Annotated in this window: 18 protein-coding genes; 3 read left to right on the forward strand and 15 right to left on the reverse strand. The window is 67.3% G+C overall.

Annotated features, from left to right (window positions below; genetic code table 11):
* Positions 1 to 106: 106 nt before the first annotated feature.
* On the reverse strand, positions 107 to 436 hold the full coding sequence (locus ACZLIF_RS13190) for a hypothetical protein (protein ID WP_065176039.1): 330 nt from the start codon (positions 434 to 436) through the stop codon (positions 107 to 109).
* Positions 437 to 657: 221 nt separating this feature from the next.
* On the opposite strand from ACZLIF_RS13190, the gene ACZLIF_RS13195 reads away from it, so the two are divergent.
* Both ACZLIF_RS13195 and ACZLIF_RS13200 read left to right on the forward strand, forming a co-directional pair.
* Positions 658 to 1434, forward strand: a complete 777-nt coding sequence (locus ACZLIF_RS13195; RefSeq protein ID WP_053515477.1) for a HipA family kinase — start codon at positions 658 to 660, stop codon at positions 1432 to 1434.
* Positions 1412 to 1804, forward strand: coding sequence for a DUF3037 domain-containing protein (locus ACZLIF_RS13200; protein ID WP_065176040.1), 393 nt, complete (start codon positions 1412 to 1414; stop codon positions 1802 to 1804). The genes ACZLIF_RS13195 and ACZLIF_RS13200 overlap by 23 nt, the downstream gene beginning before the upstream one ends.
* 15 nt (positions 1805 to 1819) lie before the next feature.
* Here the strand turns inward: ACZLIF_RS13200 and ACZLIF_RS13205 are convergent, their stop codons facing one another.
* The 8 genes from ACZLIF_RS13205 to ligA all read right to left on the reverse strand — a co-directional run bounded on the left by ACZLIF_RS13205 (position 1820) and on the right by ligA (position 13968).
* The gene (locus ACZLIF_RS13205) at positions 1820 to 2290 is read right to left on the reverse strand and encodes an REP-associated tyrosine transposase (protein ID WP_241685924.1); all 471 of its coding nucleotides are present in this window, start codon (positions 2288 to 2290) and stop codon (positions 1820 to 1822) included.
* 112 nt (positions 2291 to 2402) lie between these two features.
* The gene (locus ACZLIF_RS13210; protein ID WP_128987777.1) at positions 2403 to 4928 is read right to left on the reverse strand and encodes a membrane-bound PQQ-dependent dehydrogenase, glucose/quinate/shikimate family; all 2526 of its coding nucleotides are present in this window, start codon (positions 4926 to 4928) and stop codon (positions 2403 to 2405) included.
* A 136-nt stretch (positions 4929 to 5064) separates the two neighbouring features.
* Positions 5065 to 7779 carry a DNA gyrase subunit A gene (gene gyrA, locus ACZLIF_RS13215; protein ID WP_065182897.1) on the reverse strand — a complete coding sequence of 905 codons (2715 nt, stop codon included), beginning with the start codon at positions 7777 to 7779 and terminating at the stop codon, positions 5065 to 5067.
* 247 nt (positions 7780 to 8026) lie between these two features.
* Entirely contained in the window at positions 8027 to 9091 is a 1065-nt protein-coding gene (gene mtnA, locus ACZLIF_RS13220; protein ID WP_065176042.1) for an S-methyl-5-thioribose-1-phosphate isomerase, read from the reverse strand.
* Positions 9092 to 9138: 47 nt separating this feature from the next.
* Positions 9139 to 9867, reverse strand: coding sequence for a DUF3011 domain-containing protein (locus tag ACZLIF_RS13225; protein ID WP_081279796.1), 729 nt, complete (start codon positions 9865 to 9867; stop codon positions 9139 to 9141).
* Between the two features lie 138 nt (positions 9868 to 10005).
* Positions 10006 to 10962 (reverse strand): EF-P lysine aminoacylase EpmA, encoded by a 957-nt coding sequence (gene epmA, locus ACZLIF_RS13230; RefSeq protein WP_128987776.1) that lies wholly within the window; start codon positions 10960 to 10962, stop codon positions 10006 to 10008.
* A complete protein-coding gene (locus ACZLIF_RS13235; RefSeq protein ID WP_478462032.1) occupies positions 10959 to 11444 on the reverse strand; it encodes an N-acetyltransferase family protein in 486 nt (161 codons plus the stop codon). Before ACZLIF_RS13235 ends, epmA begins: the two co-directional genes overlap by 4 nt.
* Positions 11445 to 11496: 52 nt before the next feature.
* A complete protein-coding gene (gene ligA, locus ACZLIF_RS13240; protein ID WP_478462638.1) occupies positions 11497 to 13968 on the reverse strand; it encodes an NAD-dependent DNA ligase LigA in 2472 nt (823 codons plus the stop codon).
* A 158-nt stretch (positions 13969 to 14126) separates the two neighbouring features.
* Here ligA and ACZLIF_RS13245 point away from each other — a divergent pair, with 158 nt between their 5' ends.
* Positions 14127 to 15257 carry a pyridoxal phosphate-dependent aminotransferase gene (locus tag ACZLIF_RS13245; RefSeq protein ID WP_128987774.1) on the forward strand — a complete coding sequence of 377 codons (1131 nt, stop codon included), beginning with the start codon at positions 14127 to 14129 and terminating at the stop codon, positions 15255 to 15257.
* Between the two features lie 76 nt (positions 15258 to 15333).
* Here the strand turns inward: ACZLIF_RS13245 and zipA are convergent, their stop codons facing one another.
* From zipA to ACZLIF_RS13275, 6 genes are all read right to left on the reverse strand, one after another.
* Entirely contained in the window at positions 15334 to 16074 is a 741-nt protein-coding gene (gene zipA, locus ACZLIF_RS13250) for a cell division protein ZipA (RefSeq protein WP_111186144.1), read from the reverse strand.
* Between the two features lie 46 nt (positions 16075 to 16120).
* Positions 16121 to 19624 (reverse strand): chromosome segregation protein SMC, encoded by a 3504-nt coding sequence (gene smc / locus ACZLIF_RS13255; protein WP_128987773.1) that lies wholly within the window; start codon positions 19622 to 19624, stop codon positions 16121 to 16123.
* 235 nt (positions 19625 to 19859) lie between these two features.
* Entirely contained in the window at positions 19860 to 20309 is a 450-nt protein-coding gene (rplI, locus tag ACZLIF_RS13260) for a 50S ribosomal protein L9 (RefSeq protein ID WP_053515452.1), read from the reverse strand.
* A 104-nt stretch (positions 20310 to 20413) separates the two neighbouring features.
* Positions 20414 to 20644 (reverse strand): 30S ribosomal protein S18, encoded by a 231-nt coding sequence (gene rpsR / locus ACZLIF_RS13265; RefSeq protein WP_002804494.1) that lies wholly within the window; start codon positions 20642 to 20644, stop codon positions 20414 to 20416.
* A gap of 11 nt (positions 20645 to 20655) precedes the next feature.
* Positions 20656 to 21093, reverse strand: a complete 438-nt coding sequence (gene rpsF / locus ACZLIF_RS13270; protein WP_053515451.1) for a 30S ribosomal protein S6 — start codon at positions 21091 to 21093, stop codon at positions 20656 to 20658.
* A gap of 204 nt (positions 21094 to 21297) precedes the next feature.
* Positions 21298 to 21636, reverse strand: coding sequence for a HesB/IscA family protein (locus tag ACZLIF_RS13275; RefSeq protein ID WP_053515449.1), 339 nt, complete (start codon positions 21634 to 21636; stop codon positions 21298 to 21300).
* Between the last annotated feature and the right edge of the window lie 87 nt (positions 21637 to 21723).

Genomic DNA, 21723 nt, shown 5'->3' on the forward strand with positions numbered 1-21723 from the left:
CGGGCTGCCCGCGAAGCGGGCATGCGCCGAATCTAGCACCGCCCGGCCCGCGTTCAATGGGCCGGATGGGCTAGTCACCGGATAAGGCAAAGCGCAGGCCGGGTCACTACTGCCGGGCGTGCAGGTCCCAGGTGGCCAGATAGTCCGGGTCCACCACGATCATCCCGTTGGAGCGCATGCAGTACTCGCCCGGCTGGGCTGGCAGGTACTGGTCGAGCATGGGCGGCAGGTAGCGCTCGTGGCCATCGTTCTCGTCGGCAAGCACCACGCCTTCGAACGCGCTGATGCGCAGCACTGTGCCGGCATACTGCTCCAGCCCTTGAACCTGCCCGTCACCGCCGTAACGGGTGACGCCCACCAGCACTACCTTGCCGATCATTTCTTCGGCCTTGGCATCATCCAGAGGCGGCAGTGCCGCATTCAGTTGGTCGCTCATCCCTGTACCTCCGCATCTGGTGGAGACATCGTGGAGCAGGATCCGCGCGGCGTTTCCGCGAACGCCATGGACAGCATGTTGCCCGCGCCGTCCGGAGGATCGTGTGAAGCGCGGCACATTGCGCAGCGTGCATTCAGCATTGCCTGCGTTGCGTCGGCATGCGCGGCGTGTGCTCTGCGGCGCATGCGATGCAGCACCGTGTGCCACGCTAGAATGCGTGCATGCGCACCGTGAATGCTCTTCGTTACATTACGCCCCTGCGGGAGGGCGGCTCCCTGCCGGCCGTGGTCGAGACCGACGACGACGGCATGGCCGTACTCAAGTTCCGGGGTGCGGGCCAGGGGCCCAAGGCCCTGATCGCCGAACTGATCGCAGGTGAAATGGCCCGTACCCTGGGCCTGCCGATTCCCGAACTGCTGTTCGTCGAACTGGACAGCGAGTTCGCGCGTACCGAACCGGATCCGGAGATCCAGGAACTGATCCGCGCCAGCGAGGGCCTGAACCTGGGCCTGGATTACCTGCCCGGCGCGATCAACTACGACCCGGCGGCCATGCCGGTGGACGCCGACCTGGCGTCGCGCATCGTCTGGTTCGATGCATTCACCAGCAATGTCGATCGCACCACGCGCAACCCGAACCTGATGGTGTGGCACCGCCAGCTGTACCTGATCGACCACGGTGCAGCGATGTATTTCCACCACGACTGGGCCAACGCCGGCGATGCCTGCGAAAGGCCGTTCGTGCTGATCCGCGACCACGTGCTGCTGTCGTTCGCCAGCCGCATCGCCGAGGTGGATGCCGAGCTGGCGGCTCGCCTGACCGATGCCGAGATCGAGCGGATCGTCGGCCTCGTGCCAGACAGCTGGCTGGTCAACGAGCCGGCGTTCGACAGCCCTCAGGCCTACCGCCAGGGCTACATCGACTATCTCAAGCATCGCCTGAAGGTGCGTGCGGTATTCGTGCAGGAGGCCATCCGTGCCCACGCTGCACACGTATGACTATGCGGTCATCCGCGTTGTACCGCGGGTGGAGCGCGAGGAATTCATCAACGTCGGGGTGATCGTGTCCTGTCCCGGTGCGCGTCATCTGGAAGCAGCCATCGAGATCGACCCGGCACGCCTGCAGGCGTTCGCACCGGCGCTGGACCAGCAGGCGCTGCAACCGTGGCTGGATGCCATCGTGGCCATCTGCCGCGGCGATGCCACCGCCGGCCCCATCGCGCAGCTTCCGGCACGCGCACGCTTCCATTTCCTCACCGCCAAACGCAGCTCGATCGTGCAGATGTCCAGCACGCATGTGGGCCGCACAGCCAACCCGGCGGGTGTGGTCGAACATTTGATGACGAGGATGGTACGGGTGCCGCAGTAACACGGCAGCCCGCCACTACCGCGCAATCGCGGCGTCCTGCAGCGGCCAGCGACACCAGCCATGGGGATACTCGCCCACCTGCCCGGCCAGCCCCGCGCGGACCGGGTAAGCCAGCACCTGCCGGGCCCGCACAGGCAACGAAGCATCATTGTCGATCACCTGATCGAAATAGCCGGCCTGCCAGACCGCTTCGTTGCGGCCGCGATGGCGGTTGATCAGGAAGCTGCTGCGCGCCTTGAAGCGCTGTACGCAGTATCCGGGTGGATAGCCACGCAGCTGCGCCAGCCATCGCACGTGGTCGGGCATGACAAGCCAGGCCAGCGAGGTGGTCAGCCCCTCGCGGTCCATCGCAGCCAACAGCTGCATCGCGACATCCGCATGCGCCGCGTTCTCGAACAGACGCTGCCGATTGCAGCAGGTCACGGTGAGCAGATGGACATTGCCCATGATGGGCTCGCGGCTGACAGGGTTCGACAGGCTGGGCATGCGCAACAGCGTGCCCGTCGGCACACCGCTACTGCATCGGTGGACACCACGTCATCGGGTGGGAAATGGCCGCTTCCGGGAATCGGCGGACAGGCCCCGCCGCGAACGATGCTCACTGTTCGGGCAGGGCAAACGCCATCACGTAATCGCCGGGACGGGTCTCCATGAAGTGATGGCCTGCTGCGACGATCACCACGTACTGGCGTCCCCCCTGCTCGTAGATCATCGGAGTGGCCTGGCCCCCGGCAGGCAGCCTGGCATGCCACAGTTCCCGGCCCGTCTTCAGATCGATGGCGCGCAGCAGATCGTCGGTCGCGGCGGCGATGAATACCAGGCCGCTGGCAGTGATCACCGCACCGCCATTGTTGGGCGTTCCGATCTCGATCGGCAGGCCGGAGCGGATGCCGAACGGGCCGTTGCCGCGCGCGCTTCCGAACGGTCGGTCCCACAGCAGCGCACCCGTGCGCAGATCGATCGCGCGGATGCCGCCATACGGCGGCTGTTTGCACGACAGGCCGGTCAATGGCAGCCGCCATCCTGCATTGACGTCGATGGCATACGGCGTACCCACCTGCGGGTCGCCTGCCCCTTCGCCAGCGCCGCGGTCGGCGCGGATCTGCTCACGCGGCAGCCATCCCCGCCGGTCGGCCTCGGCACGCGGTACCAGCCGGTTGTAGTTGGGCATGTCGTTGTAGTTGGCCACGATCACGCCCCGGCGGGTATCGATGGCCACGCCACCCCAGTCCGAGCCACCGTTGTAACCGGGATACTCGATGGAATGGCGATCACTGGTGGGCGGCGTGTAGAAGCCCTGGTAGTGCGCCCTGCGGAACTGGATGCGGCAGACCAGCTGATCGATCGGCGTGATGCCCCACATGTCACGCTCGGTCAGCGGCTGCTCGCGCCGCAGGGTGTGATAGAGCGAGAACAGCTGCGTTGGCGAGCGCTGCTCCGGTTCCACGCCGCCCTGCGGAACCCTGCGCTCTTCCGCGGGTGTCAGCAGCCGGCCGTTGCGCCGGTCGAGGATGTACAGGTCACCCTGCTTGGTCGGCAGCAGGATCGCGGGCACCTTGCCTGCCGCGGTCGGAAAATCGATCAGGCTGGCCTGTGAACCGAGGTCGTAGTCCCAGACATCCTTGCGTACGGCCTGGAAATGCCAGACCGGCTTGCCGGTGGCCACGTCGAGTGCCACCAGCGAGGTGGCATAGCGGTTCTGTTGCTCGCTGCGCGAGCCGCTCCAGTAGTCGCCGGCGGCATTGCCCAACGGCAGGTAGACCAGGCCCAGTTGTTCATCGCCGGTGGCGGTGGTCCACATGTTCGGCGTACCCCGGGTATAGACCTGCTCGCGGGGGGGCGGACCGGTGCGCTCGGGCCGCTCCATGTCCCACGCCCAGCGCAGCTTGCCGGTGATCGCGTCATAGGCCTGGATCACGCCGGAAGGCGCGTCACGGCGCTGCCCGTCCAGCACCTGGTGACCGGTGACGATCACGCCGCGCACGATGGCCGGCGGCGAGGTGATCGAGACATAGCCCGGCGGCACCTCGCCCATGTCGAGGGTGATGTCGATCTGGCCGTTGTTGCCGAAATTGACGCACGGCCGACCGCTGTCGGCATCCACTGCGATGATGCGTCCGTCCAGCGTGCCTTCGATGACGCGCGCCCAGCAGGCAGGCCGCGCGCCCGCCGCCGCGCCCGGTCGAACGCTGGGAGGTGGCAGGGGCAAGGCAAGATCGGCAGCCACATCCGCCAATGCCGCATCGGCGAATACCGGCACGGCGGGCTGCTCGTAGTAGGACACCCCACGGCAGGCGGCGGTGTACGGAATGGAGGCGTCCTTCACCTTTGGATCGAACCGCCAAAGCGCCTTGCCAGTGCTGGCATCGAGGGCGATCAGGCGGTTGCGTGCCGTGCACAGGTACAGCCTGTCGCCGATCTTCAACGGCGTGGTCTCGGCCCCCCAGCGCTTCTTCGGCAGGTCGCCGGTGCGGAACTGCCAGGCCAGTTGCAGGGTAGCCACGTTGGCGGGCGTGATCTGCTGCAGCGGCGAGAAGCGGGTGGCGGCGTTGCTGCGGCCCCAGGCGGGCCAGTCACCCTCGGCGGGCTGGTCGGCCGGCTGCAGGCCGGTGGTGTCGCGGGTCGGCTCCAGGCCTGCGCTGAAGGCTGCTTCCGGGAACGGCGCATGGCCGTCCACGCTGCCGTGCGGACTGAACGCCAGGGCAAACGCGCCGACGAACACCAGCAGCAACACGGCGGCGATGCTGCACGACAGCCGTTTGGACAGCGGCGCGCGCAACGTCGGCGTCAGCAGCGCCAGAACGATGCCCAGCGCGGTGACCAGCCCCAGCCGTGGCACCCAGCGCCAGTAATCGCTGCCCGATTCCCACCCCGTCCACAGCAGCGTGCCGACGAACACCAGCGCGTACAGCAGCGCACCGCTGCGACGGTTGAGCCACAGCAGAATGCCGCTGGCCAGCAGGCCACAGCCGGCGATGAGGTAATAGGCCGAGCCACCCAGCTGGAACAGCCATGCACCCAGCCCGCCGATCACCAGGCCCAGGATGACCAGCAGCAGCGACAGGACCGTGACCAGAGGGTGGCGGCGCACAGGCGCCGGCGCGGACTGCGGCGTGGCGGACATCGGCGATCTCCGGGAGCAGCATGCTGCCCTTATCCCACCGCCGCCGTGAAGCGCGTGCGTATTCCATGCTCCCGCATACGACGACGCCGGCACGGGGCCGGCGTCGTCGGGGACCTCGTCAGCGCGACCGGCCGGATCACTCCTGCGCGGCATCCTCGCTGCCGGTGGCAGCCGGGGCGCCTTCGGCCGTGGCCGGGGCGACCGCGGCCACCTCGTCCTCGTCCTCGTCGATCGAGGCATCCATGCGCTCCACCGCCTGCAGCTTCTCGTCCTTGGACAGGCGGATCAGGGTGACGCCCTGGGTGTTGCGGCCCACGCGGCTGATTTCCGAACCGCGCGTGCGCACCAGCGTGCCGCCATCGGAGATCAGCAGCACTTCATCGCTGGAGCCCATCAGCACCGCGGCGACCAGCTTGCCGTTGCGCTCGGTGGTCTGGATGCCGATCACGCCCTGGGTACCACGCCCCTTGCGCGGATAGTCCGGTAGCGGGGTGCGCTTGCCGTAACCGTTCTCGGTGGCGGTGAGGATGTACTGCAGGTTGGCGTCGTCGGCACCGTCGATCACCGCATCGCCATTGGCGACCGCTTCCTCGATACCGTTGTCGTCCTCGTTCTCGTCCTCGGCACCACCGGCACTCTCGGCCACGATCAGGCTGACCACTTCCTCGCCGGGCGGCATCCTGATGCCGCGCACGCCGGTGGCGGTACGGCCCATCGAGCGGACCTTGTCCTCGCCGAAACGCACGGTCTTGCCGTTGGAGGCGAACAGCAGGATGTCACGCTCGCCATCGGTCAGGCCGACGCCAACCAGCGCATCGCCCTCGTCGAGGTTGATCGCGATCTTGCCGCGGGCCAGACGGAAGGCGAATTCGCCCAGCGGGGTCTTCTTGACCGTGCCGTTCTTCGTGGCGAAGAACACGAACTGGCCATCGGCGTATTCGCGCACCGGCAACACGGCCTGTACGCGCTCACCCGGTTCCAGCGGAATCCAGTTGATGATCGGCCGGCCGCGTGCGTTGGAGCCCGCTTCGGGCAGCTGGTACACCGGCAGCCAGAACACCTTGCCTGAACTGGTGAAGGTCAACAGGGTGTCGTGCGTGTTGACCAGCCACAGCTGTTCAATGAAATCCTCTTCCTTGGTCGCTGCCGCGCTGCGGCCACGGCCGCCGCGACGCTGGGCACGGTAGGCGCTGACCGGCTGGCGCTTGACGTAGCCGGCGTGCGACAGGGTGACCACCACGTCTTCCGGGGCGATCAGGTCGAGGATGTCCAGGTCTTCTTCGCTGTGGCGGATCTCGGTGCGACGCTCGTCGCCGAACTCGGCCTTGACGCTGACCAGCTCCTCGCGGATCACCTGCAGCAGGCGATCGGGATCTTCCAGGATGTGGATCAGACCGGCGATCACTTCCAGCAGCTGCTTGTACTCGTCGGTCAGGCGATCCTGCTCCAGCCCGGTCAGGCGGTGCAGGCGCATTTCCAGGATCTGGGTGGCCTGGATCTCGGTCAGCTGGTAGCCGCCCTCGATCAGGCCCACGCCCTTGGGCAGGTCCTCCGGGCGCGAGGCCTCGGCACCGGCAGCACCCAGCATGGCCCCGACCAGGCCCGGCTCCCACAGGCGGGCGAGCATGCGTTCGCGCGCCTCGTTGGGATTGGGCGAGGTCTTGATCAGCTCGATCATCTCGTCGATGTTGGCCAGCGCGACGGTCAGGCCTTCCAGCACGTGGGCACGGGCACGCGCCTTGCGCAGCTCGAACACGGTGCGGCGGGTGACCACCTCGCGACGGTGGCGGACGAATGCCTCCAGCATCTGCTTGAGGTTCATCAACTGCGGGCGGCCGTCGACCAGCGCTACCATGTTGATGCCGAACACCGATTCCATCTGCGTCTGCTGGTACAGGTTGTTCAGCACAACCTCGGCAGATTCACCGCGCTTGATCTCGATGTAGATGCGCATGCCGTCCTTGTCGGACTCATCGCGCAGCTCGCTGATGCCTTCGATCTTCTTTTCCTTGACCAGCTCGGCGATCTTCTCGATCAGACGCGCCTTGTTCACCTGGTAAGGAATTTCAGTGACGATGATCGATTCGCGGCCGTTGTCGGCCACTTCGATATCCGCCTTGGCGCGGATGCGCACGCGGCCACGGCCGGTACGGTAGCCGGCGACGATGCCGGCGGTGCCGTTGATGATGCCCGCAGTCGGGAAATCCGGGCCCGGGATGTACTCCATCAGGCCGTCGACGTCGATTTCCGGGTTGTCGATCAGCGCGATGCAGGCATTGATCGATTCGCTCAGGTTGTGCGGCGGGATGTTGGTCGCCATGCCCACCGCGATACCGGCCGAACCGTTGACCAGCAGGTTCGGGAACCGGGTCGGCATGACCGTCGGCTCCAGTTCCTTCTCGTCGTAGTTGGGCTGGAAATCGACGGTTTCCTTGTCGATGTCGGCCATCAGCTCATGCGCGAGGCGCGACATGCGCGCTTCGGTGTATCGCATCGCCGCGGCGGAGTCACCGTCGATCGAACCGAAGTTACCCTGACCGTCGACCAGCATGTAACGCAGCGAGAACGGCTGGGCCAGGCGCACCAGCGTGTCGTACACCGACTGATCGCCATGCGGATGGTACTTACCGATGACGTCACCGACGATACGCGCCGACTTGAAGTAGGGCTTGTTGCTGTGCGCGTTGAGCTCGTTCATCGCGTACAGCACGCGGCGATGCACCGGCTTGAGGCCATCGCGCGCATCCGGGAGCGCGCGGCCCACGATCACGCTCATGGCGTAATCGAGGTAGCTCTTGCGCATCTCGTCTTCCAGGTTGACCTGGATGATTTCCTTGGCGGTTTCTGCCATTCGGGTTCCGTTGTCTGGTAGCGGTCCAGTCCGGCGCGGACACCTGCGGGGGTGACCATGCCGGAACCTCGATTCAACCTGTGGATACTACCACATCGGACCATTTCCCGCCTGTGTTTACAGGGGTTTTACCGGCACAAATCAGGAACTTAGGGGCAGGACGGGGCCCATCGGGCCACGCCCGGGGCTGGCCGCGGCGGACCCGGAAGATGCGCCCGGCTCCTGAGGCGCAGACCGCCTGTGCGTCTCAACCGCCGAAGGCGGCGCGCATGTTCTCCACGGTCGGGTTCAGGATCACGCCGCGCTCGGTCACGATGGCGTCGATCAGCTCGCCCGGGGTGACGTCGAACACCGGGTTCCAGGCGGCGATGCCTTCGGCCACCGTGCGCGTCCCGCCCACGCCGTACAGCTCGCCCGGATCGCGCTGTTCGATCTCGATCTGGCTGCCGTCGACGGTCTCCATGTCGACCGTGGAGGACGGCGCCACGACCATGAATTTCACGCCATGGTGGCGCGCGGCGATGGCCAGCTGGTAGGTGCCGATCTTGTTGGCGGTATCGCCATTGGCGCAGATGCGGTCGGCGCCGACGATCACCCACTGCACGGCCCCGGTCTTCATCAGATGCGAGGCGGCCGAATCGGCGATCAGGGTGGCGTCGATGCCATCCTGCTGCAGTTCCCAGACGGTCAGGCGCGCACCCTGCAGCCACGGCCGGGTCTCGCCGGCGAATACGCGGGCGATCCGGTGCTGGGCCATGCCGGCGCGGATCACGCCCAGCGCGGTGCCGAAGCCGGCGGTGGCCAGCGAGCCGGTATTGCAGTGGGTCAGCACGCCGCTGCCGGCATCGATCAGGCCGGCGCCGAGCGCCCCCATGTGGCGGTTGGCGGCCAGGTCTTCCTCGGCGATGGCCCGCGCTTCCGCTTCAAGCAGCGTCTTCCAGTCCGCACCGGCGCTGCCCAGGCAACGACGCATCCGCGCCAGTGCCCAGGCCAGGTTGACGGCGGTCGGGCGTGAGGCGTTCAGCCGCTGCAGCGCCGGCTCAAGCTGCTGCAGGGCGAGCGGGCCATCGGCAGCCTGCACCTCACGCGCCGCCAGCACCACGCCCCAGGCAGCCGCGATGCCGATGGCCGGGGCGCCACGTACGGTCAGGGCGTGGATGGCCGCGGCGACTTCATCGCTGTCCCGGCATACCACATGCTCGACCACGAACGGCAGCTTGCGCTGGTCCAGCAGTTGCAGGGCATCGCCGGTCCACAGGATCGGGCGGATGTGGTCGTAGCGGGCGTAATCGAGGTCGGTGGCAGTGTTCATGGGCCCATTGTAGGGCCACGCCCCCTCGCGCAGGCACCCGGCCGGATTCAATTCACCGAGAATTCGGCGCGGCAACCGCCGTCCACCCAGATGCCGTTGCGGCTCCAGCCCCAGGTGCTGCCCTCCACGCACTCGGTGCTGGACAGCTGCTGTCGCACCGCGGCACCAACGGAGATGCTGGCGCCGCAGAAACGGCGCTTCTTCGATTTTGATTCGCAGGTCAGCCGGCGCGGCACGTCGACGAAACGGCCCTGCTCATCGGCCACCTCGAAATCGCCCTGGCAGCCACGGCTGGTCCACACCTCGTTGCGCTTGTAACCCCAGCCCTGCCCTTCCCGGCATGGCAGCACCGACAGCTGCCGCAGCAGGCGCACCGGTGCGCCGTCCAGACGCACCGGACAACTCTGCGGACGGCCATTGGATTCACAGCGGACCACGCGGCGCACCTTGCGCTTGCTGCCTGGCTCGGCCGCAGCCACTCCCTGCGCCGGGCGCGCCCGGAACTCGGCACGGCACCCGAGCGTGACCCACACGCCGCTGCGGTCGGTGCCCCATTCGCTGCCACGGATACAGCTGTTGCTGGACAACTGGCGAACCAGATCGACGCCGTTGCTGACATCGATATCGCAGTGCACCCAGGCCATGTCGCGTGACTCGCAGGTGACGACTTCGCCGTCATAGCCGGCCTGCTGCGCCGATGCCGGCAACGGCGTCAGCACTCCCCACATCGCAATGGAGTAGACCGGTGCCGCCACAACCGCAAACCACTTGACCAAAGCCTTCCCCATAGGACTGGACGAACTGCCATGCCAGTGTCTGGCATCGGGAGTGATGAGAGCATCATCGTGCTTGCTGAATCAAGCGCGCGGACGCGGCAATCCGTTCAGTCTGTCTGGTTCAGAAAGCGCGTGCGCTCAGGCGTCGGCGAAATCGAAGGCCAGCACGTCGGCGATGCGGGGCGTGCGGTTCATCGCCATCAACAGGCGATCGATGCCGACCGCGACACCCGCACACGCGGGCATGGCAGGCAACGCCGCCAGCAGTGCCTCGTCCAGCGCCGGCTGCACCTGCCCGCGCGCATGACGACGCTGCAGGTCGTGCTGGAAACGCGCCCGTTGTTCGTCGGCATCGTTCAGTTCGTGATAGCCGTTGGCCAGCTCCACGGCCCCCAGGTACAGCTCGAACCGCTCGGCCAGCGGCGGCGTACCAGGGCGGACGCGGGCCAGTGCTGCCTGGCTCGCCGGCCAGTCGTGGACAACGGTCATGACCGCGTCATCGAAATGCGGTTGGATGCGATGGGTCATCAGCAGATCCAGCCAGTCGTCGCGGGTCAGCCCGACCGGGTCGATATGCACGTCACCCAGCGCAGCGCGCAGCCCGGCCTCATCGGTCTGGAACGGATCCACGCCCACCTGCTGCTGGAACAGCTCGCGGTAGCTCAGCACACGCAGGCCGGCGCTGCGTCCAACCAGGCCCAGAGCCAGGCGGACCAGCTCCGCGGTTTCCTGCACCAGCCGGTGATGGTCCCAGCCAACCCGGTACCACTCCAGCAGGGTGAACTCCGGGTTATGGCGCCCGCCGGCCTCGCCGTTGCGGAACACCCGCCCTAGTTCGTAGCAGTCGCCCACACCGGCGGCCAGCAGCCGCTTGAGCGGGTACTCCGGCGACGTACGCAGCCAGCGACGGCGGCCACCGGCGTCGACATGGCCGCTGAAGTCGGTATGGAAGCTGTCGATGTTGGGCTCGGTATTACCGGCCACCGACAGGATCGGTGTCTCCACCTCCAGCACGTCACGCTCTGCGAAGAAGCGGCGCACCAGCGCGTTCAGCGCGGCACGCTGCTGCAGTTTGCGCCGCAGGGCGTCGCTCACAGGATGCCCTCCGGGCGCGGGTGATCCAGCGGCAGGGTCAGCAGGTCGCGGGGGTCATCGATGTAGCCACTGGCCAGGTACAGCCGACGCGCCAGTTCGTTGTGGTGGTTCACCTCCAGGCGCAGGCGGCTGACCCCGCGTCCGCGCGCACGCTGTTCGCAGATGGCCAGCGCCTGCTTGCCCCGGCCACGGCCGCGCGCCCGCGGCCCCAGATAGAGCTCGTCAAGCAGCATGAAATGTCCGCCCTGCTCCAGGCTGAAGCCCATCGCGATCACCGCATAGCCGACCACCTGACCGGCTTCGTCCAGCCACAGCAGTACTTCGCCGTTGCGCGGATCGGCCAGCAGTGCATCGACACCGCGGCGCACGCGCACGTCGTCGAACTCGATCCTGTCCTCGGCGTAGAACGCGCGCATCAGCGAGATCAGCAGTTCCTCGTCGGCGCGGGTGGCCAGGCGGAAGTCCAGCGGGGCAGTCTGCATCGGGAATCCTTTGCTGTTTCGGGCCGGGCGCATGTCACGCCCGGCAGGGTGATCATTCGTGGTCGGCGAGGAAGGCCAGCAGACGCGCTTCGTCCCACACCGGCACTCCCAGGGCCAGCGCCTTGTCCAGCTTGGAGCCGGCTTCGGTACCCGCCACCACGAAGTGGGTCTTCTTCGACACGCTGCCGGACACCTTGGCTCCCAGCGCCTCCAGTCGCTCCTTGGCCACATCGCGGGTGAGCTGGGCCAGGGTGCCGGTCAGGACCACGGTCTGCCCGTCGAGCGGACCGGCGACGATTTCGGTCAGCGCGGGCGCTTTGGCCAGGATCTGCTGCATCGCCTCCTCGGCAGCCAGCAGCATCACGCCATGGCTGTCCGCTTCCAGCCACTGGGCAAGGCCGCGCGCGGTGTCCTCGGGCAATCCGGCATTGACGAACTGGCCATGCTCGGCATCGAGCACGGCCTGCGCGCTGGGCAGCACCGCCACCAGCTTTTCCGCGCGCAGGCGGGTGATGCCGGGGATCTCCGATTCCACCAGCAGCTGAGCCAGGTCCAGCCCCTCACGCAGCTTCGCACTGGGCGGATGCACGTCGCTGATGCGCACCTGGCCGACCTGCAGCAGATCGTCGATGGCCTGCTGGTTGCCCTGCTGCTCGAAGAAGTGACCGAGCGAACGTGCCACTTCGCCACCGATGTCCGGCACGCGCTTGAACAGTGGCCAGGGCAGCCGTCGGATCAAGGCCAGATCACCGAACCACTGCGCCAACGCCTTGGCCGTGCTTTCGCCGACATGTTCGATGCCCAGCGCGAACAACAGCCGTTCCAGCGTGGTGGCACGACTGGTGTCGATCGCGGCGATCAGGTTGTCGGCCCAGCGGGTCGCGATCTTCTTCGTGTTCCACTCGAAGCTGGCCGGCTGCGCCAGTGCCTGCGCGCGCCAGGCCACATCGTTGCCATCGAGCTTGAGCACGGCATTGAGCACCGTGCCGCTGCCTTCGGCCGACAGGTGCGGCGCCAGGCTGGCGGCCAGCGCGGACGGATCTTCCGCGTCGAGCACCAGCTTCAGGTGCAGCAGCTGGTCGCGGGTGAGCCGGTACAGGTCCGCCACGCCCTTGACGATGCCGGCATCCACCAGGGTTTCGATGTACTTGTCACCCAGGCCATCGATATCCATCGCGCGACGTGAAGCGAAATGGGCGATGGCCTCCTTGCGCTGCGCCGGGCACGACAACTCACCGGAGCAGCGCCACGCGGCCGCGCCCTCTTCGCGCACGATCTCCGAGCGACAGACCGGGCAGCGCGTGGGCATCTGCCACGGCGTGGTGCCCGGCGGCCGGCGGTCGAGGATGACGCTGACCACTTCGGGAATCACGTCGCCGGCACGGCGCACGATCACGCTGTCACCCACCCGCACGTCCAGGCGCTCGATCTGGTCCGCATTGTGCAGGGTTGCGTTGGAGACGATCACGCCGGCCACGGCGACCGGAGCCAGGCGCGCGACCGGAGTGGCAGCGCCGGTGCGGCCGATCTGGATCTCGATCGCTTCCAGCGTGGTGCTCTGTTCCTGCGCCGGGAACTTGTGCGCGATGGCCCAGCGCGGTGCGCGCGAGACGAAACCCATCGCCTGCTGGCCAGCGCGGTCGTCCAGCTTGTAGACCACGCCATCGATGTCGAAGGGCAGGCCATCGCGGCGTGCGCCGATATCGCGATAGTAGGCCAGCAACCCATCGGCACCTTCCACCACCCTGCACAGATCGCTGACCGGGAAGCCCCAGGCACCCAGCTGCGCGAGCGTGCCCGAATGGGTATCGGGCAGTTCGCCGCCCTGCACTTCTCCGGTGCCGTAGGCGAAGAAGCTGAGCTTGCGCTGTGCGCTGATCTTCGGGTCGAGCTGCCGCAGCGCCCCGGCCGCCGCATTGCGCGGGTTGGCCAGTACCTTGCCGCCATGCAGCCGCGCGCGATCGTTGTAGGCTTCAAAGTCGGCACGGGCCATGTAGACCTCACCGCGCACTTCCAGCACGTCCGGCCAGCCCTTGCCGTGCAGACGCCGGGGGATGTCGCCGATCTCGCGCAGGTTGGCCGTGACGTCTTCGCCGGTCGTGCCATCGCCGCGGGTCGCACCCAGAACGAAATGTCCATCCTCGTAGCGCAGGCTGATCGCCAGCCCGTCCATCTTCGGCTCCGCCGAAAAGCGCGCGGCACCGCGTCGCAGGCGTTCGTCGATGCGGCGCACGAAGTCGGTCACCTCCTCATCGCTGAAGGCATTGGACAACGACAGCATCGGCACCGCGTGGCGGACTTCAGCGAAACGCCCGGAGGGACGCGCGCCGACCTGCTGGGTCGGGCTGTCCGCGCGGGCCAGTTCGGGGTGCGCACGTTCCAGTGCTTCCAGCTCGCGCACCAGCCGGTCGTAATCGACGTCGGGGATCTCCGGCGCATCCAGCTCGTGATAGGCGCGGTTGGCCTGGGCGATCTGCCGGCGGAGTTCATCGACGCGTTCGGCGGGGCTGGGGCTCATCGTGATCGGTGATTCTGGGGCGGCTGGGGATTCTACCGCGCCGGGCCATCATGCCCTGTAACGTCCCCGCCCCGGCAGTGCCGGGCCCCGCTCCGCGAAAGACGGGCTTGCCGCCCTCCACCGGCAGCGCTAGCGTGCATCGGCCGCCCTCCGGAAACCTGCCCATGACCCTGCCTGCCTCCCGTCGTCGCTTCCTGCAGCTGGCCGGTGCCGGCCTCGCCGTCGCCGGCAGTGGCCTGCCGGGCCTGGGATACGCGCAAACCGCCCCGGCTGCGGCTCCCGCGTCGCCGCGCGCCGATGGGCCGGTGCTGCTGAACTTCAATGAATGCCCGTATGGGCCTTCCGCCGCTGCGCAATCGGCCGCTCGCGACAGCATCGCGCGCTGCGGCCGCTACCGCTTCGAGCTGGCGGCACAGGTCCGTGATGCATTCGTCGAACACAGCGGCGTCAGTGCCGATCACCTGCGCCTGTACCCGGGCTCCAGCGAGCCCCTGAACCGCGCCGCCGCAATCTGGACCGGCCCGCAGCAGGGCCTGGTCGTGGCTGATCCGACCTTCGAGGCGATTGGCGACGTGGCCGCCGCGCGGGGCGCACACGTCAGCCGAGTGCCTCTGCGCAGCGACGGCGCGCACGATGTGCGCGCGATGGTGGCTGCCGCGCACGCGCGACCGACCGGGCTGATGTATGTGTGCAACCCCAACAACCCCACGGGTTCGATCAGCCCGCCCGCCGAGCTCGCCTGGCTGCTGGCCAGCAAGCCCGCCGGAACCCGGGTGCTGGTGGACGAAGCGTACCTGCAGTACAGCGACCAGCCGAGCCTGATCGCGCAGGTGGCCGAGCGCGATGACCTGATCGTGCTGCGGACCTTCTCCAAGCTGTATGGCATGGCCGGACTGCGCCTGGGCGTGGCAGCGGCCCATCCCGATCGCCTGCGCGAGCTGGGCAGCCTCGGCGACAACCCGTTGCCGGTGCCGGCGCTGGCCGCCGCCCTGGCCAGCCTGCACGATCCGCAGCTGGTTCCGCAGCGCCGTCTGCAGAACGCGAAGATCCGGCAGGCGACCATCGCCTGGCTGGGCAAGCGCGGCTTCAGCTGCCTGCCGTCGGAAGCGAACTGTTTCGTGGTGGACGTCCAGCGCGACGGTGCCACCTTTGCTGGGGCGATGGCCGCACAGGGCGTGGTGATCGGCCGCAGCTGGCCGATCTGGCCACAGCGCGTCCGTGTGACCGTTGGCACCGAGGAGGAGATGGCAGCGTTCCGCGCCGCGTTCGCCCAGGTCGCCGGGGTGCCTTCCTGACTTCATCCACGCAGGCGATGGATCTGCCGTGGTGGTGGGTGCCGACCGTGGGTCGGCATACCCGGGATGACCGCGCTTACCAGCGCGGGGTCTTGGTCAGGGGCGGCGCCTGGTGCTGGCGGTCATAGGCACGCAGCTCGTCACGGATGTGGGCGATGCGCTGGCGGCCGAGCGCGTTGCGGCTGTCGTCCAGCACCACGCCATCGAGCAGCTCGGCCATGCGCTGCACGGTCGGCAGCATCTTCTCCCAGGCATCGAGCGCGGTCAGCGGCGCCGGCAGGGTCAGGAAGAAGGCGATGGCCGGTGTCTCCATGGCACGGATGTTGGCCATGTCGAAACTGCCCGGCTTCATGATGCTGGCCATCGAGAAGATCGGCCCCCGTTCCGGATGGCCCTCCACCAGACGATGGAACACGTTCATGTGGCCGAACACCAGACCGGTTTTCTCGGCCGCCACGACGATGTCCTCGCCCCGCAGCTGCTCGCCGGCCCGTGCGGCCACGAACAGCGAGACGATCTTGTCGAAATCCTGGGTGGCGCGCTTGCCCAGGTCGCTGGCCGCGCCGGCGTCGGTGTCGGCCAGGCCCAGTTCGGCCTGTTGACCCTCTTCGCCCAGTGCCGGATCGAGGCGGGTATCGGCCAACGGTACGCCGTCCTCGCCCAGGACCGGTTCGCGGCGCTCGCTGCTGGTCGGTTCGGTGCCTTCCACGCGGCGGCCCTGGGGCTTCTTCTTCGGACGGCCAAACAGGAAGATCGCGGCGATCAACAGCAGGCCGGCGGCCAGGATGCCGATGCGCAACAGTGCCGTGTCGGACATTCGATAGGTTCTCCGGCTAGTTCATTCAGGTAACTAGGATGGCACGTCAGGCCGCGCCCGCCAATCGCGCGGCCTCTTCCAGGTCCACGCTGACCAGGCGGCTGACGCCCGGCTCGCGCATGGTCACGCCCGACAGCTGCTGCGCAGCTTCCATCGTCGCCTTGTTGTGGCTGACGAACAGGAACTGCACCTTCTCGCTCATTTCCTTGACCATGTTGGCCAGGCGGCCCACGTTGGCCTCGTCCAGCGGTGCGTCCACTTCGTCCAGCAGGCAGAACGGCGCCGGATTGAGCTGGAAGATCGCGAACACCAGCGCCACCGCGGTCATCGCCTTCTCGCCGCCGGACAGCAGCGAGATGCTGGATACGCGCTTGCCCGGCGGACGCGCCATGATGGTCACGCCGGTGTCGAGCAGATCTTCACCGGTCAGTTCCAGATAGGCATGGCCACCGCCGAACAGGCGCGGATAGAGGGCCTGCACACCGGCGTTGACCCGGTCGAACGTATCCTTGAATCGGCCGCGGGTTTCGCGGTCGATCTTGCGGATGGCGTCTTCCAGGGTCTCCAGCGCCGTGGTCAGGTCCACATGCTGCGAATCGAGATACTCCGACCGCTGCGATGCCTCGCCATACTCGTGGATCGCCGCCAGGTTGACCGGCTCCAGCCGGCGCATGCGACCGTCGATCTGGTGCACGGCCTGCTCCCAGTCCCCCAGGCGGGCGTCCTCGGGCAATGCGTTGAGCAGGTCGGCCATCACGAAGCCAGCCTTCTCCACCGCAGCCTGCAGGGTGTCAGCACTGAGCACCAGGGCCTGCTGGTCCAGCTTCCGCTGGGAAATACGCTCGCGCTGCGCCAGCGCCTGCTCATCACGCTGGTGGCGGGTCTGTTCGAAATTGCGCAGCTCGGCGTCGATGCCATCAAGCAGAGTACGCGCTTCGGCCAGCACACGGTCGGCACGCACGCGCTCTTCCAGCGCATTCTGGTGCTCGGCCTGCAGCGATTCGACCGGCGAATCACCCTCGTCCAGCTGCGAATGCAGTTCGCCCAAGCGCGAATCCAGCTGCCCGCGCTGGGTGCTCATGCGCTCCAGCGCCTGGCTCAGCGATGCCACCTGTGCGCGCTGCGATTCCAGGGTCAGTGCCAGCGAATGCGCGCGTTCGCGCACCGCCCGTGCGGCTTCGCGGGCGAGGTCGCGTGCTTCGGCCAGCTGCCGGCGTTCGCTTTCCAGGGCCTGCCGGGTCGATTCCAGGTCGCCCATGCTGCTGACGGCACTCTCCAGCCGCGAACGTGCCTCGCGCGCCTGCTCGCGGTTGACCTCGAGGGTCTCCAGCAGTTGGCTCAGCTCGCCTTCGATGCGATCGATGCGCGTGCGTGCGGCCTCCACCTTTCCCTGCTGGCCCTGAAGCTGACCTGCCAGCTCGGATACCGCACGATGCGCGAGGTACAGCGCCCGTTGCGCATCTTCGCGTTGCTGTTCGGCGGCCAGCAGCTGCTCGCGGAAGCCGGACAGCTGATCTTCCAGCTCGACCTCACGGTTCTGCAGCTGTTCGATCTGCTCGCGCAGCTCATTGATCTCGCGCTCGCGCAGCAGCGCACCCTGCTTGGCCGCACCGGAGCGCGACACGCGCACCCAGCCCTGGCCGAGACGCTCGCCGCGCTGGGTGATGATCGAATCACCGGCGGGCAGCCGGGCCTGCAGGGCACGGGCCTCGTCCAGATCCCGCGCGCCATGCAGATGCGCCAGCAGGCGTCGGATCGCCGTCGGTCCGCGCACGCGCGCGGCCAGCGATGTCGCGGCGACGTCCAGATCGCTGGCATCGTCAGACACCAGTGCGATGCGGCCTTCGCCCAGTTCGCCCAGCGCATCGACCAGGCCTGCCGGGTCGTCCACCAGCACGCCTTCGATCAGCTGGCCGAGGGCGCTTTCCACCGCATTTTCCCAACCGGCATCGACATCCAGGCGCTCGCCCACGCGCGCGGCCGAATCCAGCCCGCGCGCCTTCAACCAGGCAACCGCGGCGCCCTGCTCCTGGCCGAGTGCGGCCTGCTGCAGGGTTTCCAGCGATGCCAGGCGACCGCGCAGGCCATTGACCTGCTTGCGCAGCTCGGCCAGTTCGTTCTGACCGTTGCGCTGCTGTTCCTGCACGGTCGCCACGCCCTGCTTGCGCTGCTCGACCTGTTCGCTCAGCTCGTCCAGTGCGGTCTTCTGCGTGTCGTGCTGCAGGTGCAGCTGCTCGAAGGCTTCTTCCAGCGCGTCCACGTCCAGCCCGGCACGCTCGGCGGCCAGCGCCTCGCGACGCCGGTCGGCATCGAGGATCTGCCGGTCCAGGTAGTCCACGCGGGTGCGCTCGACATCGCCGGCGCGCGAGGCCTCGGAACTCTGTGAGGTGTGCTGTTCCCAGCGGTGCTGCCAGTCGGCCAGGCGGGCTTCGGCCTCGCGCAGGCTTTCCTGCTTGATCTCGTTCTCTTCCTGCAGCGCCTCCAGCTGCGGGGTCGCGGCGTCCACCGCCTCGCGCAGCACCATCAGCTTGGCTTCGTCGCCACTGATGTGCTGGCCCAGCTCGGCCAATGCCTGCCGCGTCTCGTCGCGGGCCTTGTGCAGGCGCTGCGACAGCTCGCGCTGGTGCTGGATCTGCTGCTCCAGTCGGGCCAAGGTACTACCGACCTGGTAGACCGCGGCCTGCGCGGTATTGAGTGCGTCGGCCGCTTCCTCGCGGCGCGTGCGCGAGGTCTCGATGCGGGCCTCGGCGTCGCGCTGGTCCGCGATCAGCTGCTGAAGCCGGGTTTCTTCCTGCGACAGGCCCTCGCGAAGCTTCGACAGGCGCCCATCGAGGCCTCGGAATTCCAGCGCCTTCCACTCGGCATCCTTGACCCTGCGCTCTTCCTGCAACGCCTGGTACTGCTCCGCCTGCCGGGCCTGGCGCTTGAGGTGCTCGAGCTGCTTGCTGATCTCCTCACGCAGGTCGCCCAGGCGATCAAGGTTCTCGCGGGTGTGGCGGATGCGGGTTTCGGTTTCCTTGCGCCGCTCCTTGTACTTGGAGATTCCGGCCGCCTCTTCCAGGTAGACGCGCAGATCCTCGGGACGCGCCTCGATGATCTGGCTGATCATGCCCTGTTCGATGATCGAGTAGCTGCGCGGGCCCAGGCCGGTCCCCAGGAAAAGATCGGTGATGTCGCGGCGGCGGCACTTGGTGCCGTTGAGGTAGTAGTTGCTGGTGCCGTCGCGGCTGACCGTGCGCTTGACCGAGATCTCGTTGAACGAGGCGTACTCGCCGGAGATGGTGTGGTCGGAGTTGTCGAAGATCAGCTCGACCGTGGCCTGCGAGACGGGCTTGCGGGCGTTGGAACCGGAGAAGATCACGTCGGTCAGCGAGTCGCCGCGCAGGCGGCTGGCCGAACTTTCGCCCATGACCCAGCGCACGGCGTCGATGATGTTCGACTTGCCGCAGCCATTGGGCCCCACCACGCCGGTCATGTTGGTCGGCAGATGCAGGGTGGTCGGATCGACGAAAGACTTGAAGCCGGACAGCTTGATCGTGGAAAGACGCATAGGGGTTCCGGACTGGGGCCGGCAAGCGGCCTGCGTTTACCCTCCAAGTCATTGATCCTGCTGGGATCGCCGACCGTGGAACGGGTGTGACGCCCTGAGTATACCGATGTGGCCGTGTTCTACGAATGGGCGTGGAACATCGGGGCCCGCGCGCCCGCCGGGCGGGCCGACAAAACAAAACGGGCACCCTCGCGGGCGCCCGTTCTGCGGTGATGCCAGGCCTTGCGGCGTGGGATCAGGCTTCGGCTTCGACGACGACCTTGACGGTGGTCTCGACGTCGGCGTGCAGGTGGATCAGCACGTCGTACTCGCCGATGTTGCGGAACGCGCCTTCGCCCAGGATGACTTCGCTCTTTTCCAGCGGCAGGCCGGCGGCGGTGAAGGCCTCGGCGATGTCGCGCGGGCCGACCGAGCCGTACAGCTTGCCTTCGGTCGAAGCATTGGCGGCGATGGTGACGCTCGCGCCTTCCAGCTTCGCCTTGCGGGCTTCAGCCTCGGCGTGGATGGACTGGGCCTTGGCTTCGTACTCGGCGCGCTTTGCTTCGAACTCTGCCTTGTTGCTCTCGGTGGCCGGCACGGCCTTGCCCTGCGGCACGAGGAAGTTGCGGCCGTAGCCCGGCTTGACGGTGACCAGGTCACCCAGGTTGCCGAGGTTGGTGACCTTCTGCAGGAGGATCAGCTGCATGGTTTTACTCCAGATAAGTTATTCGTTAGCGAGGCGATGCCCCGCAACAAAGGCTGTCCGAATAGCTGGCACAACGGGGCGGCACGCGGCCACCCCGCCGGGCATCAGACGTCGTGGTTGTCGGTGTACGGAATCAGGGCCAGGAAGCGAGCGCGCTTGACGGCGGTCGCCAGCTGACGCTGGTACTTCGACTTGGTACCGGTGACGCGGCTCGGCACGATCTTGCCGTTCTCGGTCAGGTACTGGCGCAGGGTGTTGAGATCCTTGTAGTCGATCTCCTTGACACCTTCAGCCGTGAACTTGCAGAACTTGCGGCGACGGAAGAACTTGGACATGGGAAGGCTCCTTAGGCGGCGGAAGCGGCGTCTTCGCCGGCTTCGTTGTCAGCGGTGGTGGTGGACTCGCCTTCTTCGTCGTCACGACGACGGCGCTCACCGCGCTCCGGCTTGTCACCCTTCTCGTCCTTGCTCTTCATGATCAGCGACTGCTCGGTGTCAGCCTCGTCACGCTTGATGACCAGGTTGCGCAGCACGGCGTCGTTGAAGCGGAAGCTTTCGGTCAGCTCGTTCAGCACGGCCTGGTCGGCTTCGATGTTCAGCAGCACGTAGTGCGCCTTCACCAGGTTCTGGATCGGGTACGCCAGCTGGCGGCGGCCCCAGTCTTCCAGACGGTGGATGGTGCCGTTGCCGTTCTCGACCAGCGACTTGTAGCGCTCGATCATGGCCGGGACCTGCTCGCTCTGGTCCGGATGGACCATGAACACGATTTCGTAATGACGACTCATGTTTTTTCTACCTTTCGGATGTGGCCTTGCGGCCGGACAGCCCCCCGCCGTTGAGACCGCGGTGGGGCAAGGGTTCCCGCCAGGAAGGCAGGAAGCCGCGCATTATGGCGCAGATGGGACAACCGGGCAACCGTGGCCGAACCTGAACCCGGTAGCACCGGGACCTGCCCGAGGACCGGCCGGCAGGACCCGGGGAAGCGGCCCTCAGGCCTTGTCGGCGTCGGTGGTGAAGCTCTCGCCGCAGCCGCACTCGGCGGTCGCGTTGGGGTTGCTGAACGTGAAGGTCTCGCTCAGGCCGTGCTTGCCGAAGTCGATCACGGTGCCGTCGACCAGTGCCAGGCTCTGTGCATCGACGTAGATCTTCACGCCGTCCTGGTCGAACACCGTATCGCCCTCGCGCTCGTCACGGGCCAGGTCGGTCACGTGGCCCCAGCCGGAGCAGCCGGTCTTGGTCACGCCGAAGCGCAGGCCCAGCGCGCCAGGGGTCTGCGCGACGAAGCGCTGCACGCGCTCAAAGGCAATGGGGGTCAGGCTGACAGCCATGGGACTACTCCAGAGGAACAGGGACATTATAGGGAGGCTTGGGCCGCAGAAATGCCTCGCAAGCAGAACGCTGCAACCGGTAAACTC

Source organism: Stenotrophomonas sp. 2201_Sma, assembly GCF_056486685.1.